Origin of the sequence: Plantactinospora sp. B6F1, from assembly GCF_040120695.1 — a bacterium.
GTDB lineage: Bacteria > Actinomycetota > Actinomycetes > Mycobacteriales > Micromonosporaceae > Plantactinospora.
On the sequence record NZ_JBEEAC010000001.1, the window covers coordinates 707,435 to 726,269 of the forward strand.

At 71.4% G+C, this 18,835-nt stretch carries 21 protein-coding genes; 16 read left to right on the top strand and 5 right to left on the bottom strand.

The window, feature by feature from the left end:
• Positions 1 to 38 precede the first annotated feature (38 nt).
• The 15 genes from ABNF97_RS02920 to ABNF97_RS02990 all read left to right on the top strand — a co-directional run bounded on the left by ABNF97_RS02920 (position 39) and on the right by ABNF97_RS02990 (position 12,630).
• Complete coding sequence (locus tag ABNF97_RS02920; protein WP_130462949.1) at positions 39 to 1,196, top strand: XdhC family protein; 1,158 nt, start codon at positions 39 to 41, stop codon at positions 1,194 to 1,196.
• A gap of 154 nt (positions 1,197 to 1,350) precedes the next feature.
• Positions 1,351 to 2,466: a golvesin C-terminal-like domain-containing protein gene (locus ABNF97_RS02925; protein ID WP_349337545.1), complete on the top strand. Its 1,116-nt coding sequence runs from the start codon at positions 1,351 to 1,353 to the stop codon at positions 2,464 to 2,466.
• A 96-nt stretch (positions 2,467 to 2,562) separates the two neighbouring features.
• Positions 2,563 to 2,955 (top strand): DUF2267 domain-containing protein, encoded by a 393-nt coding sequence (locus ABNF97_RS02930; RefSeq protein ID WP_130462950.1) that lies wholly within the window; start codon positions 2,563 to 2,565, stop codon positions 2,953 to 2,955.
• A gap of 391 nt (positions 2,956 to 3,346) precedes the next feature.
• Positions 3,347 to 3,988 carry a cardiolipin synthase ClsA gene (gene clsA, locus ABNF97_RS02935; RefSeq protein ID WP_130462951.1) on the top strand — a complete coding sequence of 214 codons (642 nt, stop codon included), beginning with the start codon at positions 3,347 to 3,349 and terminating at the stop codon, positions 3,986 to 3,988.
• On the top strand, positions 3,985 to 4,887 hold the full coding sequence (locus ABNF97_RS02940; RefSeq protein WP_130462952.1) for a DUF881 domain-containing protein: 903 nt from the start codon (positions 3,985 to 3,987) through the stop codon (positions 4,885 to 4,887). Before clsA ends, ABNF97_RS02940 begins: the two co-directional genes overlap by 4 nt.
• The gene (locus tag ABNF97_RS02945) at positions 4,884 to 5,216 is read left to right on the top strand and encodes a small basic family protein (protein ID WP_107255823.1); all 333 of its coding nucleotides are present in this window, start codon (positions 4,884 to 4,886) and stop codon (positions 5,214 to 5,216) included. Before ABNF97_RS02940 ends, ABNF97_RS02945 begins: the two co-directional genes overlap by 4 nt.
• A gap of 56 nt (positions 5,217 to 5,272) precedes the next feature.
• Positions 5,273 to 6,208: a DUF881 domain-containing protein gene (locus tag ABNF97_RS02950; RefSeq protein ID WP_486484947.1), complete on the top strand. Its 936-nt coding sequence runs from the start codon at positions 5,273 to 5,275 to the stop codon at positions 6,206 to 6,208.
• 68 nt (positions 6,209 to 6,276) lie between these two features.
• Positions 6,277 to 6,657 (top strand): glycine cleavage system protein GcvH, encoded by a 381-nt coding sequence (gcvH, locus tag ABNF97_RS02955; protein ID WP_349337547.1) that lies wholly within the window; start codon positions 6,277 to 6,279, stop codon positions 6,655 to 6,657.
• A 213-nt stretch (positions 6,658 to 6,870) separates the two neighbouring features.
• The gene (odhI, locus tag ABNF97_RS02960; RefSeq protein WP_130462954.1) at positions 6,871 to 7,323 is read left to right on the top strand and encodes an oxoglutarate dehydrogenase inhibitor Odhl; all 453 of its coding nucleotides are present in this window, start codon (positions 6,871 to 6,873) and stop codon (positions 7,321 to 7,323) included.
• 152 nt (positions 7,324 to 7,475) lie between these two features.
• Positions 7,476 to 8,183 (top strand): transcriptional regulator FtsR, encoded by a 708-nt coding sequence (gene ftsR / locus ABNF97_RS02965; RefSeq protein WP_130462955.1) that lies wholly within the window; start codon positions 7,476 to 7,478, stop codon positions 8,181 to 8,183.
• A 254-nt stretch (positions 8,184 to 8,437) separates the two neighbouring features.
• Positions 8,438 to 8,902, top strand: a complete 465-nt coding sequence (locus tag ABNF97_RS02970; protein WP_130462956.1) for a bifunctional nuclease domain-containing protein — start codon at positions 8,438 to 8,440, stop codon at positions 8,900 to 8,902.
• Between the two features lie 214 nt (positions 8,903 to 9,116).
• On the top strand, positions 9,117 to 9,755 hold the full coding sequence (locus tag ABNF97_RS02975; protein WP_486484661.1) for a MerR family transcriptional regulator: 639 nt from the start codon (positions 9,117 to 9,119) through the stop codon (positions 9,753 to 9,755).
• A 528-nt stretch (positions 9,756 to 10,283) separates the two neighbouring features.
• Complete coding sequence (locus ABNF97_RS02980) at positions 10,284 to 10,733, top strand: group I truncated hemoglobin (protein WP_349337549.1); 450 nt, start codon at positions 10,284 to 10,286, stop codon at positions 10,731 to 10,733.
• A 2-nt stretch (positions 10,734 to 10,735) separates the two neighbouring features.
• Positions 10,736 to 11,914, top strand: coding sequence for a globin domain-containing protein (locus tag ABNF97_RS02985; RefSeq protein ID WP_130462959.1), 1,179 nt, complete (start codon positions 10,736 to 10,738; stop codon positions 11,912 to 11,914).
• Positions 11,911 to 12,630 carry a DivIVA domain-containing protein gene (locus ABNF97_RS02990; RefSeq protein WP_349337550.1) on the top strand — a complete coding sequence of 240 codons (720 nt, stop codon included), beginning with the start codon at positions 11,911 to 11,913 and terminating at the stop codon, positions 12,628 to 12,630. Before ABNF97_RS02985 ends, ABNF97_RS02990 begins: the two co-directional genes overlap by 4 nt.
• Positions 12,631 to 12,711: 81 nt before the next feature.
• Here ABNF97_RS02990 and mgrA read toward each other — a convergent pair whose 3' ends face one another.
• The gene (gene mgrA / locus ABNF97_RS02995) at positions 12,712 to 13,707 is read right to left on the bottom strand and encodes an L-glyceraldehyde 3-phosphate reductase (protein ID WP_349337551.1); all 996 of its coding nucleotides are present in this window, start codon (positions 13,705 to 13,707) and stop codon (positions 12,712 to 12,714) included.
• A gap of 323 nt (positions 13,708 to 14,030) precedes the next feature.
• On the opposite strand from mgrA, the gene ABNF97_RS03000 reads away from it, so the two are divergent.
• Positions 14,031 to 14,714, top strand: a complete 684-nt coding sequence (locus tag ABNF97_RS03000; protein WP_130462962.1) for a carbonic anhydrase — start codon at positions 14,031 to 14,033, stop codon at positions 14,712 to 14,714.
• On the opposite strand, the gene ABNF97_RS03005 is transcribed toward ABNF97_RS03000, so the two are convergent.
• The 4 genes from ABNF97_RS03005 to ABNF97_RS03020 are packed head-to-tail and all read right to left on the bottom strand — an operon-like array spanning position 14,700 to position 18,827.
• Entirely contained in the window at positions 14,700 to 15,665 is a 966-nt protein-coding gene (locus tag ABNF97_RS03005; RefSeq protein WP_349337552.1) for an ABC transporter ATP-binding protein, read from the bottom strand. The two genes, ABNF97_RS03000 and ABNF97_RS03005, sit on opposite strands and share 15 nt — an antisense overlap.
• A complete protein-coding gene (locus tag ABNF97_RS03010; protein WP_349337553.1) occupies positions 15,662 to 16,924 on the bottom strand; it encodes an ABC transporter ATP-binding protein in 1,263 nt (420 codons plus the stop codon). Before ABNF97_RS03010 ends, ABNF97_RS03005 begins: the two co-directional genes overlap by 4 nt.
• Positions 16,921 to 17,844 carry an ABC transporter permease subunit gene (locus ABNF97_RS03015; RefSeq protein WP_130462964.1) on the bottom strand — a complete coding sequence of 308 codons (924 nt, stop codon included), beginning with the start codon at positions 17,842 to 17,844 and terminating at the stop codon, positions 16,921 to 16,923. Before ABNF97_RS03015 ends, ABNF97_RS03010 begins: the two co-directional genes overlap by 4 nt.
• Positions 17,844 to 18,827, bottom strand: coding sequence for an ABC transporter permease (locus tag ABNF97_RS03020; RefSeq protein ID WP_349337554.1), 984 nt, complete (start codon positions 18,825 to 18,827; stop codon positions 17,844 to 17,846). The genes ABNF97_RS03015 and ABNF97_RS03020 overlap by 1 nt, the downstream gene beginning before the upstream one ends.
• Positions 18,828 to 18,835: the final 8 nt, after the last annotated feature.

Below are 18,835 nucleotides of genomic sequence, written 5' to 3' on the forward strand. Positions count from 1 at the left end.
GTCGAACGGCATGCGGAACGGGTACGGGTGAGCGGGTCATGCGTGACGTGCTGGACGAACTGGACCGGTGGTGGCGGGCGGGCGAGCCGGTCGGGATGGCGACGGTCGTCGCGACCTGGCGTTCCGCGCCCCGCCAGGCCGGGGCGACCATGCTGGTCGGCCCGGACGGCGCCGCGGTGGGCAGCGTCTCGGGCGGTTGCGTGGAGGGTGCGGTCTACGAGCTGGCCCGGCAGGTCACGGCCACCGGACAGCCGGCCCTGCAACGGTACGGCGTCACCGACGACGACGCGTTCGCGGTCGGTCTGACCTGCGGAGGCATGCTCGACGTCTTCGTTGAGCGGGTCGATCCGGCCGGGTTCGCTGAGTTCGCCGACGTGGCCGCCTCGATCCGGGCCGGAGAGCCGGTCGCCGTGGTGACCTGCGTCTCGGCCGGCGAGACCGATCCGTCGGGCAGGCTCGGTCGGCGGCTGGTGGTCTGGCCGGACCGCACCGCCGGTTCACTGGGCACCGCACGACTGGACGCGGCGGCCACCGACGACAGCCGGGGCATGCTCGCCGCCGGGCGGACCGGCACCCTCCGGTACGGATACGACGGACAGCGCCGTGGCGACGACCTGCTGCTCTTCGTCGCGGCGTACGCCGCCCCGCCCCGGATGATCGTCTTCGGCGCGATCGACTTCGCCGCCGCACTGTCCCGGATCGGCGCCTTCCTCGGCTACCGGGTGACCGTCTGTGACGCCCGCCCGGTCTTCGCCACCGCGCGCCGGCTGCCGGACGCGCACGAGGTGGTGGTCGACTGGCCGCACCGCTACCTGCGGGCCGAGGCGGCGGCCGGGCGGGTGGACGGGCGCACGGTGGTCTGCGTGCTGACCCACGATCCCAAGTTCGACGTGCCGGTGCTGGAGGTGGCGCTGCGGCTGCCGCTCGGCTATGTCGGCGCGATGGGTTCCCGGCGTACCCACGAGGACCGGTTGGCCCGACTTCGTGCGGCCGGTCTGCGCGCGGAGGAGTTGGGGCGGCTCTGCTCTCCGCTCGGGCTGGACCTGGGCGCGCGTACCCCGGAGGAGACCGCGGTGAGCATCGCCGCCGAGGTGGTCGCAGGCCGCTGGGGCGGTACCGGCCGACCGCTGTCGGCGGTCTCCGGACGGATCCACCACGAGGTGCCCGCCCCCGGCGAGGCCGCACCGCGCAACTGACCCCGTCCGTCGACACGCGACAAGCGGTCGGCATCCGAAGAGCGTCAGCCTCTAGCGGCGGACGTCGATCCTCTGGTAAGAATTCCTTCAATCTTGATCGACGTCATCAAAGAAACCTTCAATCCTGCCCCCCTGTCCCCCTGGAGGCCCAACCGTGACCGGCAACCCCCTGTCCCGCCGCGACGTCGTACGCGGCGCCGTCTTCCTCGGCGTCGGCGCCGCCACCGCAGGCCTGTCGATCGCCGAGGCAGCCCCGGCGCTGGCCGCCCCCGACGAGGCCGCGGCGCTCGCGGTACCCGTCCCCACCATTGCCAGCTGCGCCACCTGGGGCGCCCGATCGCCGGGCTCGCTCAGCGTGATCTCGTCCTCGCCGGACAAGATCGTGATCCATCACACCGCCGGACCGAACAGCACCAACTACACCCAGTCACACGCGTACGCGATGGCCCGCAGCATCCAGAACTTCCACATGGACGGCAACGGCTGGTCCGACTCCGGGCAGCACTTCACCATCAGCCGCGGCGGCTACATCATGGAGGGCCGGCACAACAGCCTCTCCCGGCTGCGCGCCGGCAGCGGCATGGTGGTCGGCGCGCACTGCCCCGGCCAGAACGACAAGGGCATCGGGATCGAGAACGAGGGCACCTACACCAGTGCCACCCCGCCGGCCGCGCTCTACGACAGCCTGGTGCAGTTCTGCGCGTACATCTGCGACCAGTACGGCATCGCCGCGTCCCGGATCTACGGGCACCGGGACTACTACGCCACCGCCTGTCCGGGCAACGTGCTCTACGGCATGCTTCCGCAGCTGCGTGCCGACGTCGCGGACGCGCTCGACGGGGGCACCCCCACCCCGCCGGCGTTCAGCGCGATCGTGGACAACACCACCAGCGACCGGTTCACCGCCAGCGACAACTGGCGTACCTCCTCGTACGCCGCCGAGCGGTACGGTGCCGACTACCGGTACGCCGACCCGGCCGCGATCAGCGACGCGGCCTACTACAAGGTGAACATCCCGGAGGAGGGAACGTACCGGATCGACGCCTGGTACCCGGGCATCGCCGGCTACAACACCGCTACCCCGTACATCGTGCTGGCCAAGGGCGGTAACCAGACGGTGATGGTGGACCAGAGCACCGGCGGCGGGACGTGGCGGTCGCTGGGCACCTTCGTGCTGACCGCCGGGGACAAGGACGTGGTCGGGGTGAGCCGGTGGAGCGGCGCCGCCGGGTACGTGATCGCCGACGCCGTCCGGGTAACCCGGGTCTGACCGGTCCTGACCGACTGTCCGGATACCCGCCGGAGGCGCATTATCGGCCTGCCGGCGGGTATCGGCGTACCGGAGGCCGGATACGGGGGTGGGGGAGTGCGGTACGACGAGTTCGTCGCCAAGGTGCGCGACCGCGGCGAGTACGCCGATCCGGCGGAGGCGGAGCGGGTGACCCATCTGGTGCTCGGCATCCTCGCCCAACGGTTGCATCCGGACGAGGCCGAGGACCTGGCCGCGCAGTTGCCGGGGCCGCTGGCCGCGACCCTGATCTCGGCGGGTCAGGGCGCCGCGGGCGCCTTCGGCTCGCGGGAGTTCCTGGCCCGGGTCGCCACCGGGGCGGGCGCGTCCGCCCGGACCGCCGAGTGGGACGCCAGCGCGGTGCTGTGCACCGTCGCCGAGGCGATCTCCGGCGGTGAGCTGAACGACGTGCTGACCCAGCTGCCGTCCGGGTACGCCGTACTCTTCGGACGGGCCGGCCTGAGCGGCTGACCAGCCCGTTCGCCCCATTCCACCGCGCCCATTCCACCGCGCCCATTCCACCGCGCCCGATCCGAACCAGCCCGCCCCAGGACGCCGGCAGAGCTTCGAACTAGCATCCTAGGATGCGCTACGCGGAGTGCCTCCGGTCACACCGCGACTCCGGAAACCCCCAGACACCGGACACGGACGGCCGTGCCAAAACCGGGCCGGATATAGTGGCACGGCAATTGAGCAGCCACGGGAGCCGAATCCGCCGCAACCGGGGCTGCGTCAGGTGCCGTCACTCGTCCGGGATGCGTCAGGCGCCGCCCGGGGGAGATGTCGGTCGGAGCGCGCACCGGTTTCTGGACCGTCCTCCGCCATCGTGCGGACGCCGGACCGTGGCGCGGAGGGAGGTTCGGTGTCGCGTCGGCCGGCGCGGGCGAATGACGCCCAGCCAACCGATGACGTGACCGCCAGCCCCGCCGGCTCGGCGGGGCGCATCCTCACCCTCCCCAACCTGATCAGCTTCGTACGTCTGCTCGGCGTACCTCTCTTCCTCTACCTCTTCCTGGTCGTCGAGGCGGATGTGGCCGCCGTGGTCGTGCTCGCCGTCGGCGGCATGAGCGACTGGGTCGACGGCTTCGTCGCCCGCCGGCTGAGCCAGGTCAGCCGGCTCGGCGAGCTGCTCGATCCGGTGGCCGACCGGCTGTACATCCTGGCCACCCTGATCGCGCTGACCGTGCGTGACGTGGTCCCGTGGCAGTTCACCGTCGCCCTGCTGGCCCGGGATGTCGTGCTGACCGCCAACCTCGGCGTGCTGCGCCGCTTCGGTTACCGACCGCCGCCGGTGCACTATCTGGGCAAGACGGCGACGTTCGTCCTGCTGGCCGCTTTTCCGGTGCTGCTGCTCGCCGCTACGGTGCCGGGGGCGGCGGTTGCTGCCGGGGCGATCGGCTGGGGGCTGGCGCTGTGGGGGCTCGGCCTCTACTGGTTGGCCGGCGGGCTCTACGTGATCCAGGCGGGTCGGCTCGTCCGGGCGGCGCGGGCGGAGGTGGGATGACCGGGCAGGACAGGCGGACGTACGCCGCCGACTTCCTCACCGAGCTGTTCCACAACCCCCTCGATCCCGGGTATGCCGACGCGGCCGAGCGGCGGCGCCGCGCTGTCCCGGCGACCGGATGGCGGCGGTCCGCGCCCCGGGCGGTGACCCTGGTGACGCTGGTCCTGCTGGGGCTGCTGCTCGCGATGGCCTATCGGGAGACGGTGGCGGCGGAGCCGAGTCGCAGTAAGGCGCGGGCCGGCCTGGTGGCGCAGATCAAGCAGCGGGAGGCCGAGAACGCCGCGCTGACCGAGCAGGCCGATCGGCTGCGTGCCGAGGTGCTCCGGCAGCGGGACGCCGCGCTGTCCGGCAGTGCGGCCGCGAACCTGCGGAACCTGGAGGCGGCGACCGGATTGGGCCGGGTGCGCGGTGACGGTCTGGTGGTGCGGGTGGCGGATGCGCCGGAGAAGTCGGACGGGGTCACGGGTGTCGGTGGGACGAACCTCGGCCGGGTGCTCGACCGGGACCTGCAGGACATCGCGAACGCGTTGTGGAGCGGTGGGGCGGAGGCGGTTTCGATCAACGGGCAGCGGCTGACCGCGACCTCGACGATCCGGGCGGCGGGGGGTGCGATCCTGGTCGACTTCAAGCCGGTGATCGGTCCGTACGAGGTGTCCGCGATCGGTCCGGGCCAGTTGGAGCGACGTTTCCGGGACAGTGCGGCGGCCCGGTTGCTGGACAGCGTCTCCGAGAAGCATGGGATGTCGTTCGAGTTTCGTAAGGTTGACGACCTGACTCTGCCGGCGGCGACGGAGCCGCAGTTGCGCTTTGCCACACCCTCGCCCGAGCCGACCGCGGCGCCGTCCGGGTCGTCGACGGGCCGTGGGGGGTCCCCGAGCCCGCTGGGAGGCGGCCGATGATCGCTGTGCTCGCATTGCTCGCCGGGGTGCTGCTCGGCGTCTGGCTGGATCCGACGGTGCCCTCGGCGCTCCAGCCGTATCTGCCGATCGCCGTGGTGGCGGCCTTGGACGCGGTGTTCGGCGGGGTGCGGGCCAAGCTCGACGGCATATTCGACGACAAGCAGTTCGTGATTTCGTTCATCTCGAACGTGCTGGTGGCCGGGATCATCGTCTACCTGGGTGACCAGCTCGGCGTGGGTGGGCAGTTGTCCACCGGTGTCGTGGTGGTGCTCGGTGTCCGGATCTTCGGCAACGTGGCGGCTATTCGCCGGCACCTGTTCCGGGCGTAGGTTCGACGGCGATGACAGGAGCAGGAGCGAGCGAGCGGGACGAGGCGGGGCAGCCGGTGCCGGGTGCGTCGCCGGCAGGGTCGGCCTCGGGTACGCCGGATCTGCCCGACGGTGTGCCGGAGCAGCCGGATTCGGAGCCTGGTTCGGCGGGGCCGACCGAGGAGGCGTTCGGGCCCGTCGGGGTGCCGACGGTGCCGTCCGAGGACGGGCCGACGGTGCCGTTGCCGTCCGAGGAGGAGACGGTGCCGATCCCGGCGCCGGAGCCGGCCGGGCCGATGTCGCCGGTGCGCCGGTTGCTGCCCCGGCTGACCACGGCGAACCTGATGATCGGGGTGCTGCTGGCGCTGTTGGGGTTCAGTCTGGCGGTGCAGTTGCGGATGAATTCCACGGATGCGTCGTTGGCGACGGCTCGCCAGGAGGACCTGGTGCGGATTCTGTCGGATCTGGAGGCGCAGGAGGAGCGGGTCCGGCAGGACATCGCGGGGCTGGAGGAGAGCCAGCGGCAGTTGAACTCCGGTGCGCAGGGGCGGCAGGCGGCGTTGGACGAGGCGACCCGGCGGGCCGACGAGTTGGGCATCCTGGCGGGGACGTTGCCGGCGCGGGGGCCGGGGTTGACGGTCAGTTTCATGCCGGTGAGCAAGCCGATCGCGGCGTCGCGGCTGTTGGACGCGGTGCAGGAGCTGCGGGGCGCGGGGGCGGAGGCGATGCAGATTTCCGGCGGTGACGGTGCGACGGTGCGGATCGTGGCGTCGACGTACTTCCTCGACTCGCAGGGTGGCATTTCGGTGAGTGGACGGCGGTTGACCGGACCGTACATGATCACGGTGATCGGCGATCCGAAGACGATGCAAACCGCACTGAACATCCCGGGCGGGGTGGTGGCATCGGTCAGTGGGGACGGCGGTAACGTGGCGATCCAGGAGCGGGAGATGGTCGACGTGTCGGCTGTCAGCCTGCCGAAGGATCTGCAACATGCGCGGCCGGTCTCCTGACCGGGCGCGGTCGGGGCGGCGAGCGGCGTCCCGGACATTGGCTGGTGCGATGAAGAAGGACGCGTCTGGTGATTCCTGAGGACCTGCGGTACACCGCCGAGCACGAGTGGGTGGCTGGCGACGGCAGCGGACCGGTGCGGGTGGGCATCACCCACTTCGCCCAGGACGCGCTGGGCGACATCGTGTATGTCCAGCTTCCCGACGAGGGTGCGACGGTGCAGGCCGGCGAATCGTTCGGCGAGGTCGAGTCGACCAAGAGTGTCTCGGAGCTGTACGCCCCGTTGACCGGTACGGTCGTGGCGCGCAACGAGCAGCTCACGGACACTCCCGAGGTGATCAACACCGACCCGTACGGCTCGGGGTGGCTGGTCGAGATCGCGCCCGATGACGGGTCGGTGGTGGCCGGTTTGCTCACGGCCGAGGCTTATCGGGAGCTGACCGAGAGCTGATCGTGGTGACGCCGTCGCGTGGTTGTGTCCGCGCGTCTGGTTGCCCTGTATTTCGGCGCTGGCTAGGCTCGCCCAGTCGACCGAGAACCATTAGTTGCGCGTTGCGGAAATGCCTTCCCTGGCACGGGGAGCCAGCCGCTGGGCCTGGGAAGGGCCCGGCGGCCAGACCCGTCACACCCGACGCCGACCGAACAGATCCGTGAGGTGGTCCCAATGACGCGCCCAGACGACGAGTTCCCCCCACTCGACGTCACATCGACGCTGAACCTCGGTTCTCTCGACGAGATGTTGGAGGGGCCGGAGACGGACGTCGTGCCGAGCCGGATGTCAGGTTCGCTGCCTCCCGGCATGGCGTTGCTGGTGGTTCGGCGTGGTCCGAATGCCGGCGCCCGGTTCCTGCTGGACCACGATGTGACGACGAGTGGCCGGCATCCGGACAGTGACATTTTCCTGGATGACGTCACGGTGTCCCGTCGGCATGCCGAGTTCCACCGGGATGGTGGCACGTTCACCGTCCGGGACGTGGGCAGCCTGAACGGGACGTACGTGAACCGGGAGCGGGTCGAGGCAGCGACGCTGAGCAGCGGTGACGAGGTCCAGGTCGGGAAGTTCCGGCTGGTCTTCATCGCCGGCCCGCGCGCGGAGGAGGGGGCCGTCCGGGGGTGAGTGAGCGTGCGGCGGCGGCTGTTCCCGGGCCGGGGGCGGTCGCGCGGGGCCAGCCACCGAACCTTTTCCCACCTGAATCGCGCGGCGCGCGTCCTTCGACCTCCGCCCGTGGTCATGACGGACCGCAGGGGGAGGCGGAAAAGGGTTCGCTGATGAGTATCGGCGAGGTGCTGGCGCAGCTTCGGGTGGAGTTTCCCGATACGACCATTTCGAAGCTGCGCTTTCTTGAGTCTGAAGGGCTGGTCGAGCCGCAACGCACGCCGGCCGGTTACCGGAAGTACAGCTGGGACGATGTGGCGCGGCTGCGGTTCGTGTTGACCGCTCAGCGGGATCAGTACCTGCCGTTGCGGGTGATCCGGGAACAGCTCGCTGAGGCGGGTCGGGACGGGTTGCCGGGGGCGGATCGGCATCGGCCGTCGTTGGTGGCGGTGGGGCCGGACGGTGAGGTGCCGGGTCGGGAGCCGGCCGTCGGGGTCGGTGAGTCGTCGGAGACCCGGCTGGACCGGGCCGAGTTGTTGTCCCGCAGTGGGCTGGGCGAGACGTTGCTGGCCGAGTTGGAGCGGATGGGGCTGGTGGTGTCGCAGCCGCCGGGCTGGTACGACGCGGATGCCGTGGTGATCGCGCAGGCGGTGGCGGGGTTGGCGGCGTACGGGCTGGAGCCGCGGCATCTGCGGGGTTACCGGACGGCGGCGGATCGCGAGGTGGGGTTGTTCGCCCAGTTGGTGGCGCCGTTGGCGCGGCAGAGCGATCCGGCGGCGCGGGCGCGGGCGGCGGAGGCGGCGCGGGAGCTGGTGGGGCTGTCGCAGCGGCTGCACGCGGCGCTGGTCCGGGTGGGGTTGCGGGGGACGTTGGGTCGGTGACGGTGCGGGTCGGTGCCGTCGGTGCGGGGGTGGCCTGGCCCACTCGGCCGGCAGGAAAGATCTGCGGCGGTGGGCGTGGCGTACGCTTCCCGGGGTATCCCGTGTGGTGCGGCGGTTGCGGGCGGCGCGGGTGGGGCGGTGTTATCCGAGCCCGTGTACCGTGCAGGGAAGGGGCATACCGGCCCCGGCGGCGGGTAGCATCGGCCGCCGCAGGACGGTGGTGGGGAAGACACGACGGCGACACGGAGGCGGCGGTGCGCGAGCTGAGCGTGGTCGGGGTTCGGGTGGAGCTACCCACCAACCAGCCGATCGTCCTGCTCAGAGAGGTCGAGGGCGACCGTTATCTGCCGATCTGGATCGGTGCGGTGGAGGCTACCGCGATCGCCTATGAGCAGCAGGGGGTCAAGCCGGCCCGTCCGCTGACCCATGATCTGCTTCGGGACATCCTTGCCGCGTTGAAGGCGCCGCTGCGGGCGGTGGAGATCGTGGAGTTGAAGGAGAACGTCTTCTATGCCGATCTGCTGATCGGGGATGGTCTGCGGGTGTCGGCCCGGCCGTCGGACTCGATCGCGTTGGCGTTGCGGGTGGGCGCGCCGATTCGCTGTGCGGAGCAGGTGCTCACCGAGGCCGGGATCATCATCCCGGACGAGCAGGAGGACGAGGTGGAGAAGTTCCGGGAGTTCCTGGAGCAGGTCCGGCCGGAGGACTTCGCCGGCTGACCGGTGGCCGCTGCTGGGGGCCGCGGCCGGCGGTGCGGTCTCTGACCTGGGGTAACGATCGATTCGCCGTGGGGTAACCCTGCGGTGATCCTTGTGTGCGGCGTGTCGCGGCATTTCCTGCGGGGGAACCCTCCAGTCGGCCTATAGGGTTGGCCTGTCGAGGGGTGCACGTCCCGGAAACGACGTGTCACCGCACGGGCGGGGAGGTTGTCCGATGCATGAGCCACAGGACCCTGATCCGGGTAGGTCGAATTCTCAGGGCATGGATCAGCGGCACGTCGACGGGCCTCCCCGGGTAGCGGAGGATCACCCGGTCGCCGGGTCGTCGGTGGAGGACGGCGCGGTCGGCTATCGGGGTGTGACGGCGTGCCACGCAGTCGGGATCAGCTACCGGCAGTTGGACTACTGGGCGCGGACGGCGCTGGTGGTGCCGAGTGTGCGGGACGCTTCGGGGTCGGGGACGCAGCGGCTCTACTCGTTCCGGGACCTGGTGGTGCTGAAGGTGGTCAAGCGGCTGCTGGACGCGGGGGTGTCGCTGCAGAACATCCGGCGGGCGATCGACGCGCTGCGGTCGCGTGGGGTGGCGGATCTGGCCGGCATCACGCTGATCTCGGATGGGACGACGGTCTACGAGTGCCGGTCTCCGGAGGAGGTCGTCGATCTGCTGCAGGGTGGGCAGGGGGTGTTCGGGATCGCGATCGGTGGCGCCTTCAAGGAGGTTCAGGGCTCGCTGTCGCATCTGCCGGCGGAGCCGGCCGGGGGGATGCCGTTGGCCGGGGAGTCGGCGGAGTCCGTGGCGGTGGAGGCCGGTGACGAGTTGGCCGCCCGGCGGGCCCGGCGTCGGGCGGGTTGATCCGCGGGTCCGGCTCCGACGGTCCGGTCGGGGTCGAAGCGGGCGCGGCAGCGCGGTCGCGGCGGCCGGGGTCGTGTTGATCGTTATCGGATAATCGACGGTATGTCGTCTGCTTCCCGGCGGCGTCGGTCTGCGCTGGCGCTGGCTGCGCAGGTGGATCCGGACGGTCTGGTGACCGGAGCTTCCACATCGAGCGGACGGTCACGGTGTTCCTGGGGCCGGCCGAGCCGGGGGTCCGGGACGCGTTCACCGGCTGACGGGCCACCGGGCCGGCGTTCGTCGCTCTCCGTGACCGGGGTGGCCGGGTTGGCGTCCGATGGGGATGATGGTCCCGATCGAATCGAGCTCGATAACTGCCGAGCCGGTTTGGGTCTGGATGACACCGATTCGAGTTGGATGACACGGTACGGGTGGGCGCGGTAGGGTTCCCACCCGGTGTCGCCCGCCGGCCATCCGCCCGCCGGGCCGGCACTGTCGGTGCTAGACCCCCACATGCCGCGCGATTCTCGTCGCGCTGGAAGGAAGACAGTGACGGATCCACGTGACAGCGCCGTGTCGTCCCCTGTGGACGGCGCCACGACCGCCGGTGACGCTGCGGCGGCCGGCCCGACGCACTACGAGCGGATCGGCGGGGCGGAGTCGGTCAGGGCGGCCGTGCGGCTGTTCTACGACCGGGTGCTCGCCGACCCGGAGTTGGCCGGCTACTTCACCTCGGTGAACATGGAGGAGCAGCGGCGGCACATGGTGCTGATGCTGACCGTGGTGCTCGGCGGGCCGAACAACTACGCCGGGCGGGGCCTGGCGGAGGCGCACCAGCCGTTGAACATCCCGGACGAGCACTACGCCAGGGTCGGTGCACATCTGGTCGACACCCTGACCGGGCTCGGTGTGCCGGACGACATCCTGGACGACGTGCGGGCGACGTTGGGTTCGGTGCGCGACCAGGTGGTGTCGAGCGGCACCTCCGCAGGCGTCTGACCGTGGATGTCGCTCGTCTCAGGCAGAGCTGGCACCTGGTCTCCGGACACGGCGACCAGGTGCCGCTCTACTTCTACTCGACGCTGTTCCTGGCCCATCCCGACGTGCGGCAGATGTTTCCGACGAACATGGCGGGCCAGCGGGATCGGTTGGTGACCGCGCTCGGCCACATCGTCTCCCATGTGGACGAGGTGGACCAGCTCGTCGGGTTCCTCTCCTCGCTCGGCGCCGACCACCGGAAGTTCGCGGTCCGGCCGGAGCACTATCCGGCGGTCGGGGAGGCGCTGCTGGCGACCCTGGCGCACTTCCTCGGCGAACACTGGACCGAGGAGTTGGCCCAGGAGTGGGCGGCGGCGTACGGGCTGGTCGCGAAGGTGATGACCGATGGTGCGGCGGCGGCGGAGAACGTCAGCCCGCCGTGGTGGGTGGGTGAGGTCGTCGCGCACGAGCCGCGGTCGTTCGACATCGCGGTGCTGACGTTGCGTCCGCAGTACCTGCTGCCGTTCGAGGCTGGCCAGTCGCTCGGGGTGTCGAGTCCGGCGGCCCGGGCGTGGCGGTACTACTCGCCCGGGAACGCGCCGCGGCCGGACGGCACGATCGAGTTGCACGTGCGGGCGGCGCCCGGTGGGGCGGTCAGTTCCCGGCTGGTGTATGGCACGAGCGTCGGTGATCAGGTGCATCTGGCGGCCCCGGTGGGGGAGCGGCTGACGTTGCGCCGGGCGTCCGGCGGGGCTGATCTGCTGCTGTTGGCGAACGGCACCGGCTGGGCGCCGTTGAAGGCGCTGGTGGAGCAGGTGGCGGCCGAGGGCGGTGGCCGGCGGGTCGACGCGTACGTCGGCGCCCGGTCCCGTGTCGAGTTCTACGACGTGGACGCGACCGAGAAGCTGGTGGCGTCGTACCCATGGTTGCGGGTGACGTACGTGGTCAATGCCGACCCGTCTCGGCCCGGAGAGTTCATCCAGGTGGTGGACCGCGCCCTCGCCGACGGCGACTGGCGTGACCGGCACGTCTTCGTCTGCGGCTCCGATCCGATGGTGTCGGGTGCGGTCGCCGGGCTGACGCAGGCGGGTTACCAGGCCGGGCAGCTGCACTACGAGGCGCTGGGTGGGCAGTGGTATTCGCCCGGGCGGCGGATCGGCGGGGCGCAGGAGCATCGGCCGGCAGACGGAGGTATGCAGTGAGTGCCAGCCCGATCAGCGAGTACGACCGTGCCACGGCGTCGCCGGGTCCGCGTCCCCGGGCCCGGATCACGGCGGACCGGGTGCGGCGGTGGGATTTCAGCACCTCGTCGTTCACCCGGCGCGGCTACGACGACCGGGAGGTCGACCGGTTCCGGCATCAGGTTGCCGACGAGTTGGACCTGTTGGCGACCCAGTTGGCGGATCTGCGGGCGGAGAACCAGCGGCTGCACGACCATGTGGAGCTGCACCGCCACGGGGTGCTGCCGAGCGCCGACAAGCGGCCGCAGTTGCCGGGGGCGAAGGAGGTCAACCTGCTGTCGGCGGCGCAGCGGGAGGCGGAGCAGATCATCGCCCAGGCGCACGACTACGCTCGCCGGGTCGCCGAGTACGCGCGGCTGCAGTACGAGAACTATCTGCGGGCGGCGGCCGAGGACGCCCGTAACGAGGCGGAGCGGGCGGTGCAGGACTATCGGGCGTCGGCCGGGTCGCGTTTCGACGACACGGTCGCGACCCGGGAGGCGCTGCGGATCTTCGGCGAGATGATGATCTCGCACATGCAGGCGGCGGCCCGGCAGCTCGACGACGGCTGTGAGCATCTGGCCCGCACCATGGACCGGATTGTCCGGGAGGCGGGTCCGGGGGTCGGCGAGGCGACGCCACCGAGGGGCGCCCGGCCGGCCCTGACGCCGCGTACGGAACCGCTGCGGCAGGTGTAGGTGTTGCCCGCCCCACCCGGCCCGTCGGTGTGCCGGGTGGGGCGGGCCGGTGACCGGGTGCGGTCCGGCCCGGTGCGGCGGTCAGCCGACGGTCAGCTGGTCGCCGATCTCGGCGAGTTCGCCGTCGGTGAGGGTGAGGTTGTCCAGCGCGGCGACGTTCGTCTCCAGCTGGGTGACGCTGCTCGCGCCGATGATCAGGCTGGTCATCCGGGGGTCCCGCAGCGCCCAGGCGAGCGCGAGCTGGGCCAGCGACTGGTTGCGTCGCTCGGCGATGGCGTGCAGCGCCCGTACGGTGGCCATGGTGGCCTCGTCGAGGTCGCTCTCGTTGAGGAAGACGCTGGTGCGGACCCGTGAGTCGGCCGGGATGCCGGCCAGGTAGCGGTTGGTGAGCAGGCCCTGGGCGAGCGGGCTGTAGGCGATGCAGCCGGCGCCGACCTCTTCGAGGGTGTCGAGCAGCCGGTCCGCCTCGATCCACCGGTTGAGCATCGAGTACGACGGCTGGGAGATCAGCAGTGGCGTACCGAGCCGCTGCAGGATCGTCGCGGCCTTCCGGGTCTGTTCGGAGGTGTAGTTCGACAGCCCGACGTAGAGGGCCTTGCCGGCCCGGACGACCGCGTCCAGGGCCGCCATCGTCTCCTCCAGCGGAGTGTCGGGGTCGGGGCGGTGATGGTAGAAGATGTCGACGTAGTCGAGGCCCATCCGGCGCAGCGACTGGTCCAGCGACGAGACCAGGTACTTGCGGGAGCCCCATTCGCCGTACGGCCCGGACCACATGTGGTAGCCGGCCTTGGTCGAGATGATCAGTTCGTCGCGGTACGGGCCGAGGTCGGCGGCGAGGGTCCGGCCGAAGTTCTCCTCCGCGGAGCCGGGCGGTGGGCCGTAATTGTTGGCCAGGTCGAAGTGGGTCACTCCGAGGTCGAACGCCCGGCGGCAGATCTCGCGTTGCGACTGCCACGGCCGTTCGTCGCCGAAGTTGTGCCACAGGCCGAGTGAGATGGCGGGCAGCCGCAGGCCGCTGCGGCCGGCCCGGCGGTAGGTCATCGAGTCGTAGCGGTGCTCAGCGGCAAGGTAGGTCACGGTCGCCACCCTATTGGAGCCGGTCTGCCCGGTGGACCGCGTCACGTGGGATCTCGGGGCACCGCCGCCGCGCTGGACCTGGCGGCGGTCGGGATCCGGTCCGCCGCGTGGCGGCCGGTCGGGGGTGGGCGGCGGGCCGTAGCCTGTCCGTAACGCGGGTGTCGCGGCCGAGGGGTCGCCGCCGATGTTCCGTCGATCACGGCCGGCCGCATCCGGCTGGGGTGGCGGGTTGTTTCGTGGTTATCTGATCCGTACGCGTCAGGTCGCCGACGACGTCGGCCTCGCTTCACCACCTGTGGTGGTGCCGTCGAAAAGGGGACGTCATGGCATACCAGGACCACCGGCCCGCCACTCCCAGCGAGGCGCTCGACGAACTGTTGGCGGGTAACGAGCGGTTCGTCGCCGGTACCCGGATCCACCCGCACCAGAACGCCGAGCACCGGGCGGTGGTGGCGGCGGCACAGCGGCCGTTCGCGGTGGTGTTCGGCTGTTCCGATTCGCGCCTCGCCGCCGAGATCATTTTCGATCGGGGGCTCGGTGACCTGTTCGTGGTTCGCACGGCGGGACATATCGTCGGCGTGGAGGTGGCCGCGAGCCTGGAGTACGGGGTCGCGGTGCTCGGTACGCCGTTGGTCGTGGTGTTGGGGCACGACTCCTGCGGTGCGATCCAGGCGACCCGGGCCGCGATGGCCGGCACCCGGCTGCCGGGGCGGGAGCTGGGGACGATCGCCGAGCGGGTCACGCCGAGCATCTGGCAGGCGTCCGCCCGGCAGATCACCGACGCCGACGAGATCGGCGCCATCCACGTGCGGCGGACCGTCGAGATGCTCACCCGGCCGGGCACCGAGCTGGCCGACGCGGTGGCCGCCGGCCGGTGTGACGTGGTCGGCATGTTCTACCGGCTGGCGGACGGCCGTGTCAGCGTGCTGGACGCCGAGCCGGCCGAGGCGCTGCCGCCGACCGCGCCGAGTCAGGGTGCGCAGCGGGCCGCGTCAGGGCTTTCGTAGCCAGCACCGGGCCATGTGCCCGGCGGCGACCGGGAACTCCGGCACGTCGGTGCGGCAGACCTCCATCGCGGCCGGGCAGCGGTCCCGGAACAGGCAGCCGCCGGTGTCGGTGGTCGGCTGCTGCCCGCCGCGCAGCGCCCGCAACCCGCCCGGGGCGGCGGTGCGCGGCCGGCCGGGATCCGGGGCCGCCGACGCCAGCAGTTGGGTGTACGGGTGTGCGGGTCGCAGGATCACCTCGTCGCTGGGACCGGACTCGACGATCTGACCCCGGTACAACACCATGATCGACGAGGCGAAGTAGCGGGCGGTGGCGAGGTCGTGGGTGACGTACAGGACGGCGAGTTCCTCTTCCCGTTTGAGCCGGTCGATCAGGTTGAGGATCTCCAGCCGGATCGACACGTCGAGCATCGACACCGGCTCGTCGGCGAGGAGGATCCGGGGGCGGGGCGCCAGGGCGCGGGCGATCGCGATCCGCTGCCGCTGCCCGCCGGACAGCTCATGCGGCAGCCGGCCGGCGACCTGGTCGGCCGGGGTGAGGTTGACCCGGGCCAGCAGGTCGTGTACGGCCGCCCGCACGTCGGGGGCGGTCCGGGCGACCCGGTGCAGGCGCAGCGGCCGCCGCAGGTGGTATTCGACGGTGTGTGCCGGGTTCAGCGACCCGAACGGGTCCTGGAAGACCATCTGCACGTCCCGGCGGTAGCGGCGGACCGCCCGGCGGTCGGCGGCCACCGGGATGCCGTCGAGCCGGATCTCGCCGCCGGTCGGCCGGGTCAGCCGGACCAGCATCCGGGCGATCGTCGACTTGCCGCTGCCGCTCTCGCCGACCAGCGCCACCGTCTGGCCGGAACGTAGTTCGAAGGAGACGTCGTCGACCGCCCGCAGGGTGCGGCGGTGCCGCCCGTCCCGCAGCGGGAAGTGTTTGCTCAGGTGACTGACCGTCAGGGTGGTCACCGGTCGCCACCTCCGGTCGGCGGCTGCGGCGCCGCGTCGTCGCCGACCCGGGCCGGGTCGCTGCCGGCCGGCCGCGGGTCGCCGTCGGCCGGCGCACCGGCGTCGCCGGCCGGGGGCGGGGCGGTGCCGCGTGGGGCCGGGACGCCGGGTTGCGCCGCCCCGATGCGGTGCCCCGCGGGCGGCGGTGCCGGGTCGTTCGGGCCGAACCGGCCGGCCCGCAGCGCGGCCGGTGGACCGTCCGGGCGCAGTGCCGGGTCGTAGTGCAGGCAGGCGGCCCGGGTGCTGCCGGCGGCCCGCAGCGGCGGGTCGGCGCGGTGGCAGGCGTCGAAGACGTACGGGCAGCGGGCCGCGAACGCGCAGCCGGTCAGCGGCCGGGACAGGTCCGGTGGGCTGCCGGGAATACCGTGCAGTACGGTCCGTTCGCCGCGCAGGCTCGGGAAGGAGCGCAGCAGCCCGACCGTGTACGGGTGGGCCGGCGCGGCGTGCAGCTCGGCGGCGGGGCCGTACTCGACGATCCGGCCGCCGTACATGACGGCGAGCCGGTCGCTGATCTCCAGCAGCAGGGACAGGTCGTGGGTGATGAAGACGACCGCGAAGCCGAACCGGGCCCGGAGCCGGTCGATCTCGGTCAGGATGTCGCGCTGCACCACCACGTCCAGCGCGGTGGTCGGCTCGTCCATCACCACCACGTCGGGGCGCAGCGCCATCGCCATGGCGATCAGCACCCGCTGGCGCATCCCGCCGGAGAGTTCGTGCGGGTACGCCGAGAGCCGTTCCGGGCCGATTCCGACCAGGTCGAGCAGTTCCCGGCAGCGCTGCGCCCGTTCGGCTCGGCGCAGGTCGGGGCGGTGCGCGGTGAAGACGTCGGCGAGTTGCCGGCGGACCGACAGCACCGGGTTGAGGGCGTTCATCGCTCCCTGGAAGACCATCGCGACCCGGTTCCACCGGAACCGGCGCAGCGCCTCGCCGTGCAGTGTCGACAGGTCGAGCGACGGGCCGTCGGCGGGGTGGAAGACGACGTCGCCGGAGGTGACCCGGCCGGGGGGCTTGAGCAGCCGGGTGATCGCGTAGGCGAGGGTGGACTTGCCGCAGCCGCTCTCGCCGGCGATGCCGAGCACCTCGCCCCGGGCCAGGTCGAAGCTGACGTCGCGGACCGCGTGGACCGGGTCGGCGCCGTCGTAGACGACGCTCAGGTCGCGGACCGACAGCACCACGTCGGTGTCGGTGCTCGCCGGTGGGGGTGTGGTGTCGAGGGTCATGCCGGTCCGGTCCGTCGGGGGCGGCGGGGGACCCGCAGCCTCGGGTTGATCAGCTCGTCCAGACTGAAGTTGATCAGTGCGAGTCCGGCGCCGACCAGCGCGATGCAGAGCCCGGGTGGTACGAACCACCACCAGGCACCCTGGGACAGCGCCTGGGAGTTCTGCGCGAAGTACAGCATCGTGCCCCACGAGCCGGAGCCGCCGAGGCCGAGGAAGGCCAGCGCGGCCTCGGTGAGGATGCCGCCGATGACCGCGAAGACGAACTGGGCGGCGATCAGCGGCAGCAGGTTCGGCAGGATCTCGAAGGTGACGATCCGCCAGCCGGGTTCGCCGCTGACCCGGGCGGCGTCGACGTAGTCGCGGGAGCGCAGCGACAGGGTCTGGGCCCGCAGTACCCGGGCGGAACCGGCCCACGCGGTGATCGAGACGATCAGGGCGATCGCCAGCGCGCCCCGGGTCTGCACGTAGTCGGTGATCAGGACCACCAGCGGCAGGCCGGGCAGTACCAGGAAGACGTTGCTGACCAGGGAGAGGCTCTCGTCGGCGGGTCCGCCGGCGTAGCCGCCGAGGACGCCGACCAGCACCGAGGCGACGGTGGCGAGCACCCCGACGACCAGGCCGACCAGCATCGAGCCGCGGGTCGCGGCGACGAGCTGCCGGAACACGTCCTGGCCGGTGGTGGTGGTGCCGAGCAGATGGTCGGCGGAGGGGCCGAGCAGCCGGTCGTCGCTGACCAGGTTCGGGTCGCCGACCAGCGGCGGGCCGAGCACGGCGACCAGGGCGAAGAACCCGACGACGGCCAGCCCGGCGACGAGTTTGCGGGAGCGCAGCAGGCCCCGCCAGCGAGGCCGGCGGGTCGGCACCACCACCCCGGGTACGACCTCGCCGGTGACGTCGCGCGGAATCTCGATGGTCGCCATCAGCCGGCCTGCCGGGTACGGGGGTCGATCACCGCGTAGAGCAGGTCGACGACGAAGTTGGCGCCGAGCACGGCCAGCGAGATGACCAGGAAGATGCCCTGCAGCAGCGGGTAGTCGGCGTTGGCGACCGCGGCGACCAGGCTCATCCCGACGCCCGGATAGGAGAAGACGATCTCGGTGGCGATGGAGCCGCTGACCACGAAGCCGAGGGTGATGGCGAATCCGGCGACGCTGGGCAGTACGGCGTTGCGTGCCGCGTACTGGATCATGATGCGGCGTGGCCGTAGCCCCTTGGCCTCGGCGGTCAGTACGTAGTCCTCGGCCATCGTGGAGACCATCATGTTGCGCATCCCGAGCAGCCAGCCGGCGACCGAGGCGAGCACGATCGAGGCCGCCGGAAGGATTCCGTGGTAGATCGCGCTGCGTATGAACGGCCAGTTGAACCCGATGGTGGTCTCGTAGCTGTAGCCGCTGTTGAGCGGGAACCAGCCGAGCACCCCGCCGAGCAGGTAGAGCAGCACCAGGGCGAGCCAGAAGTACGGGATGGCGGCCAGGAAGGTGGTGGTCGGCACCAGCGCGTCCAGCCAGGTGCCGCGGCGCCAGCCGGCGAGGGTGCCCAGGGTGATCCCGAGCAGCACGCTGAGTACGGTGGCGATGCCGACCATCACCACCGTCCACGGCAGGCTCTGGCTGAGCACCTTCGACACCGGAGTCGGATAGTAGGCGACGGAGAGCCCGAACTCGCCGCGCAGCAGGTTGCCGAGATAGCCGAGGTACTGCTGCCACAGCGGGTCGTCGGAGACCCCGAACTGGAGTTCGAGGGCGCGGCGGGCCTCCGGCGCCATCGGCGTCATGTTCTGGGTCTTGGCCAGTACGGCGTCGACCGGGTTGCCCTTGATCAGCCGGGGGATGAGGAAGTTTCCGGTGACCGCCGCCCAGACCGCGACCAGGTAGAACAGCGCCTTGCGCCGCAGGTAGCGCATCGGGTCGC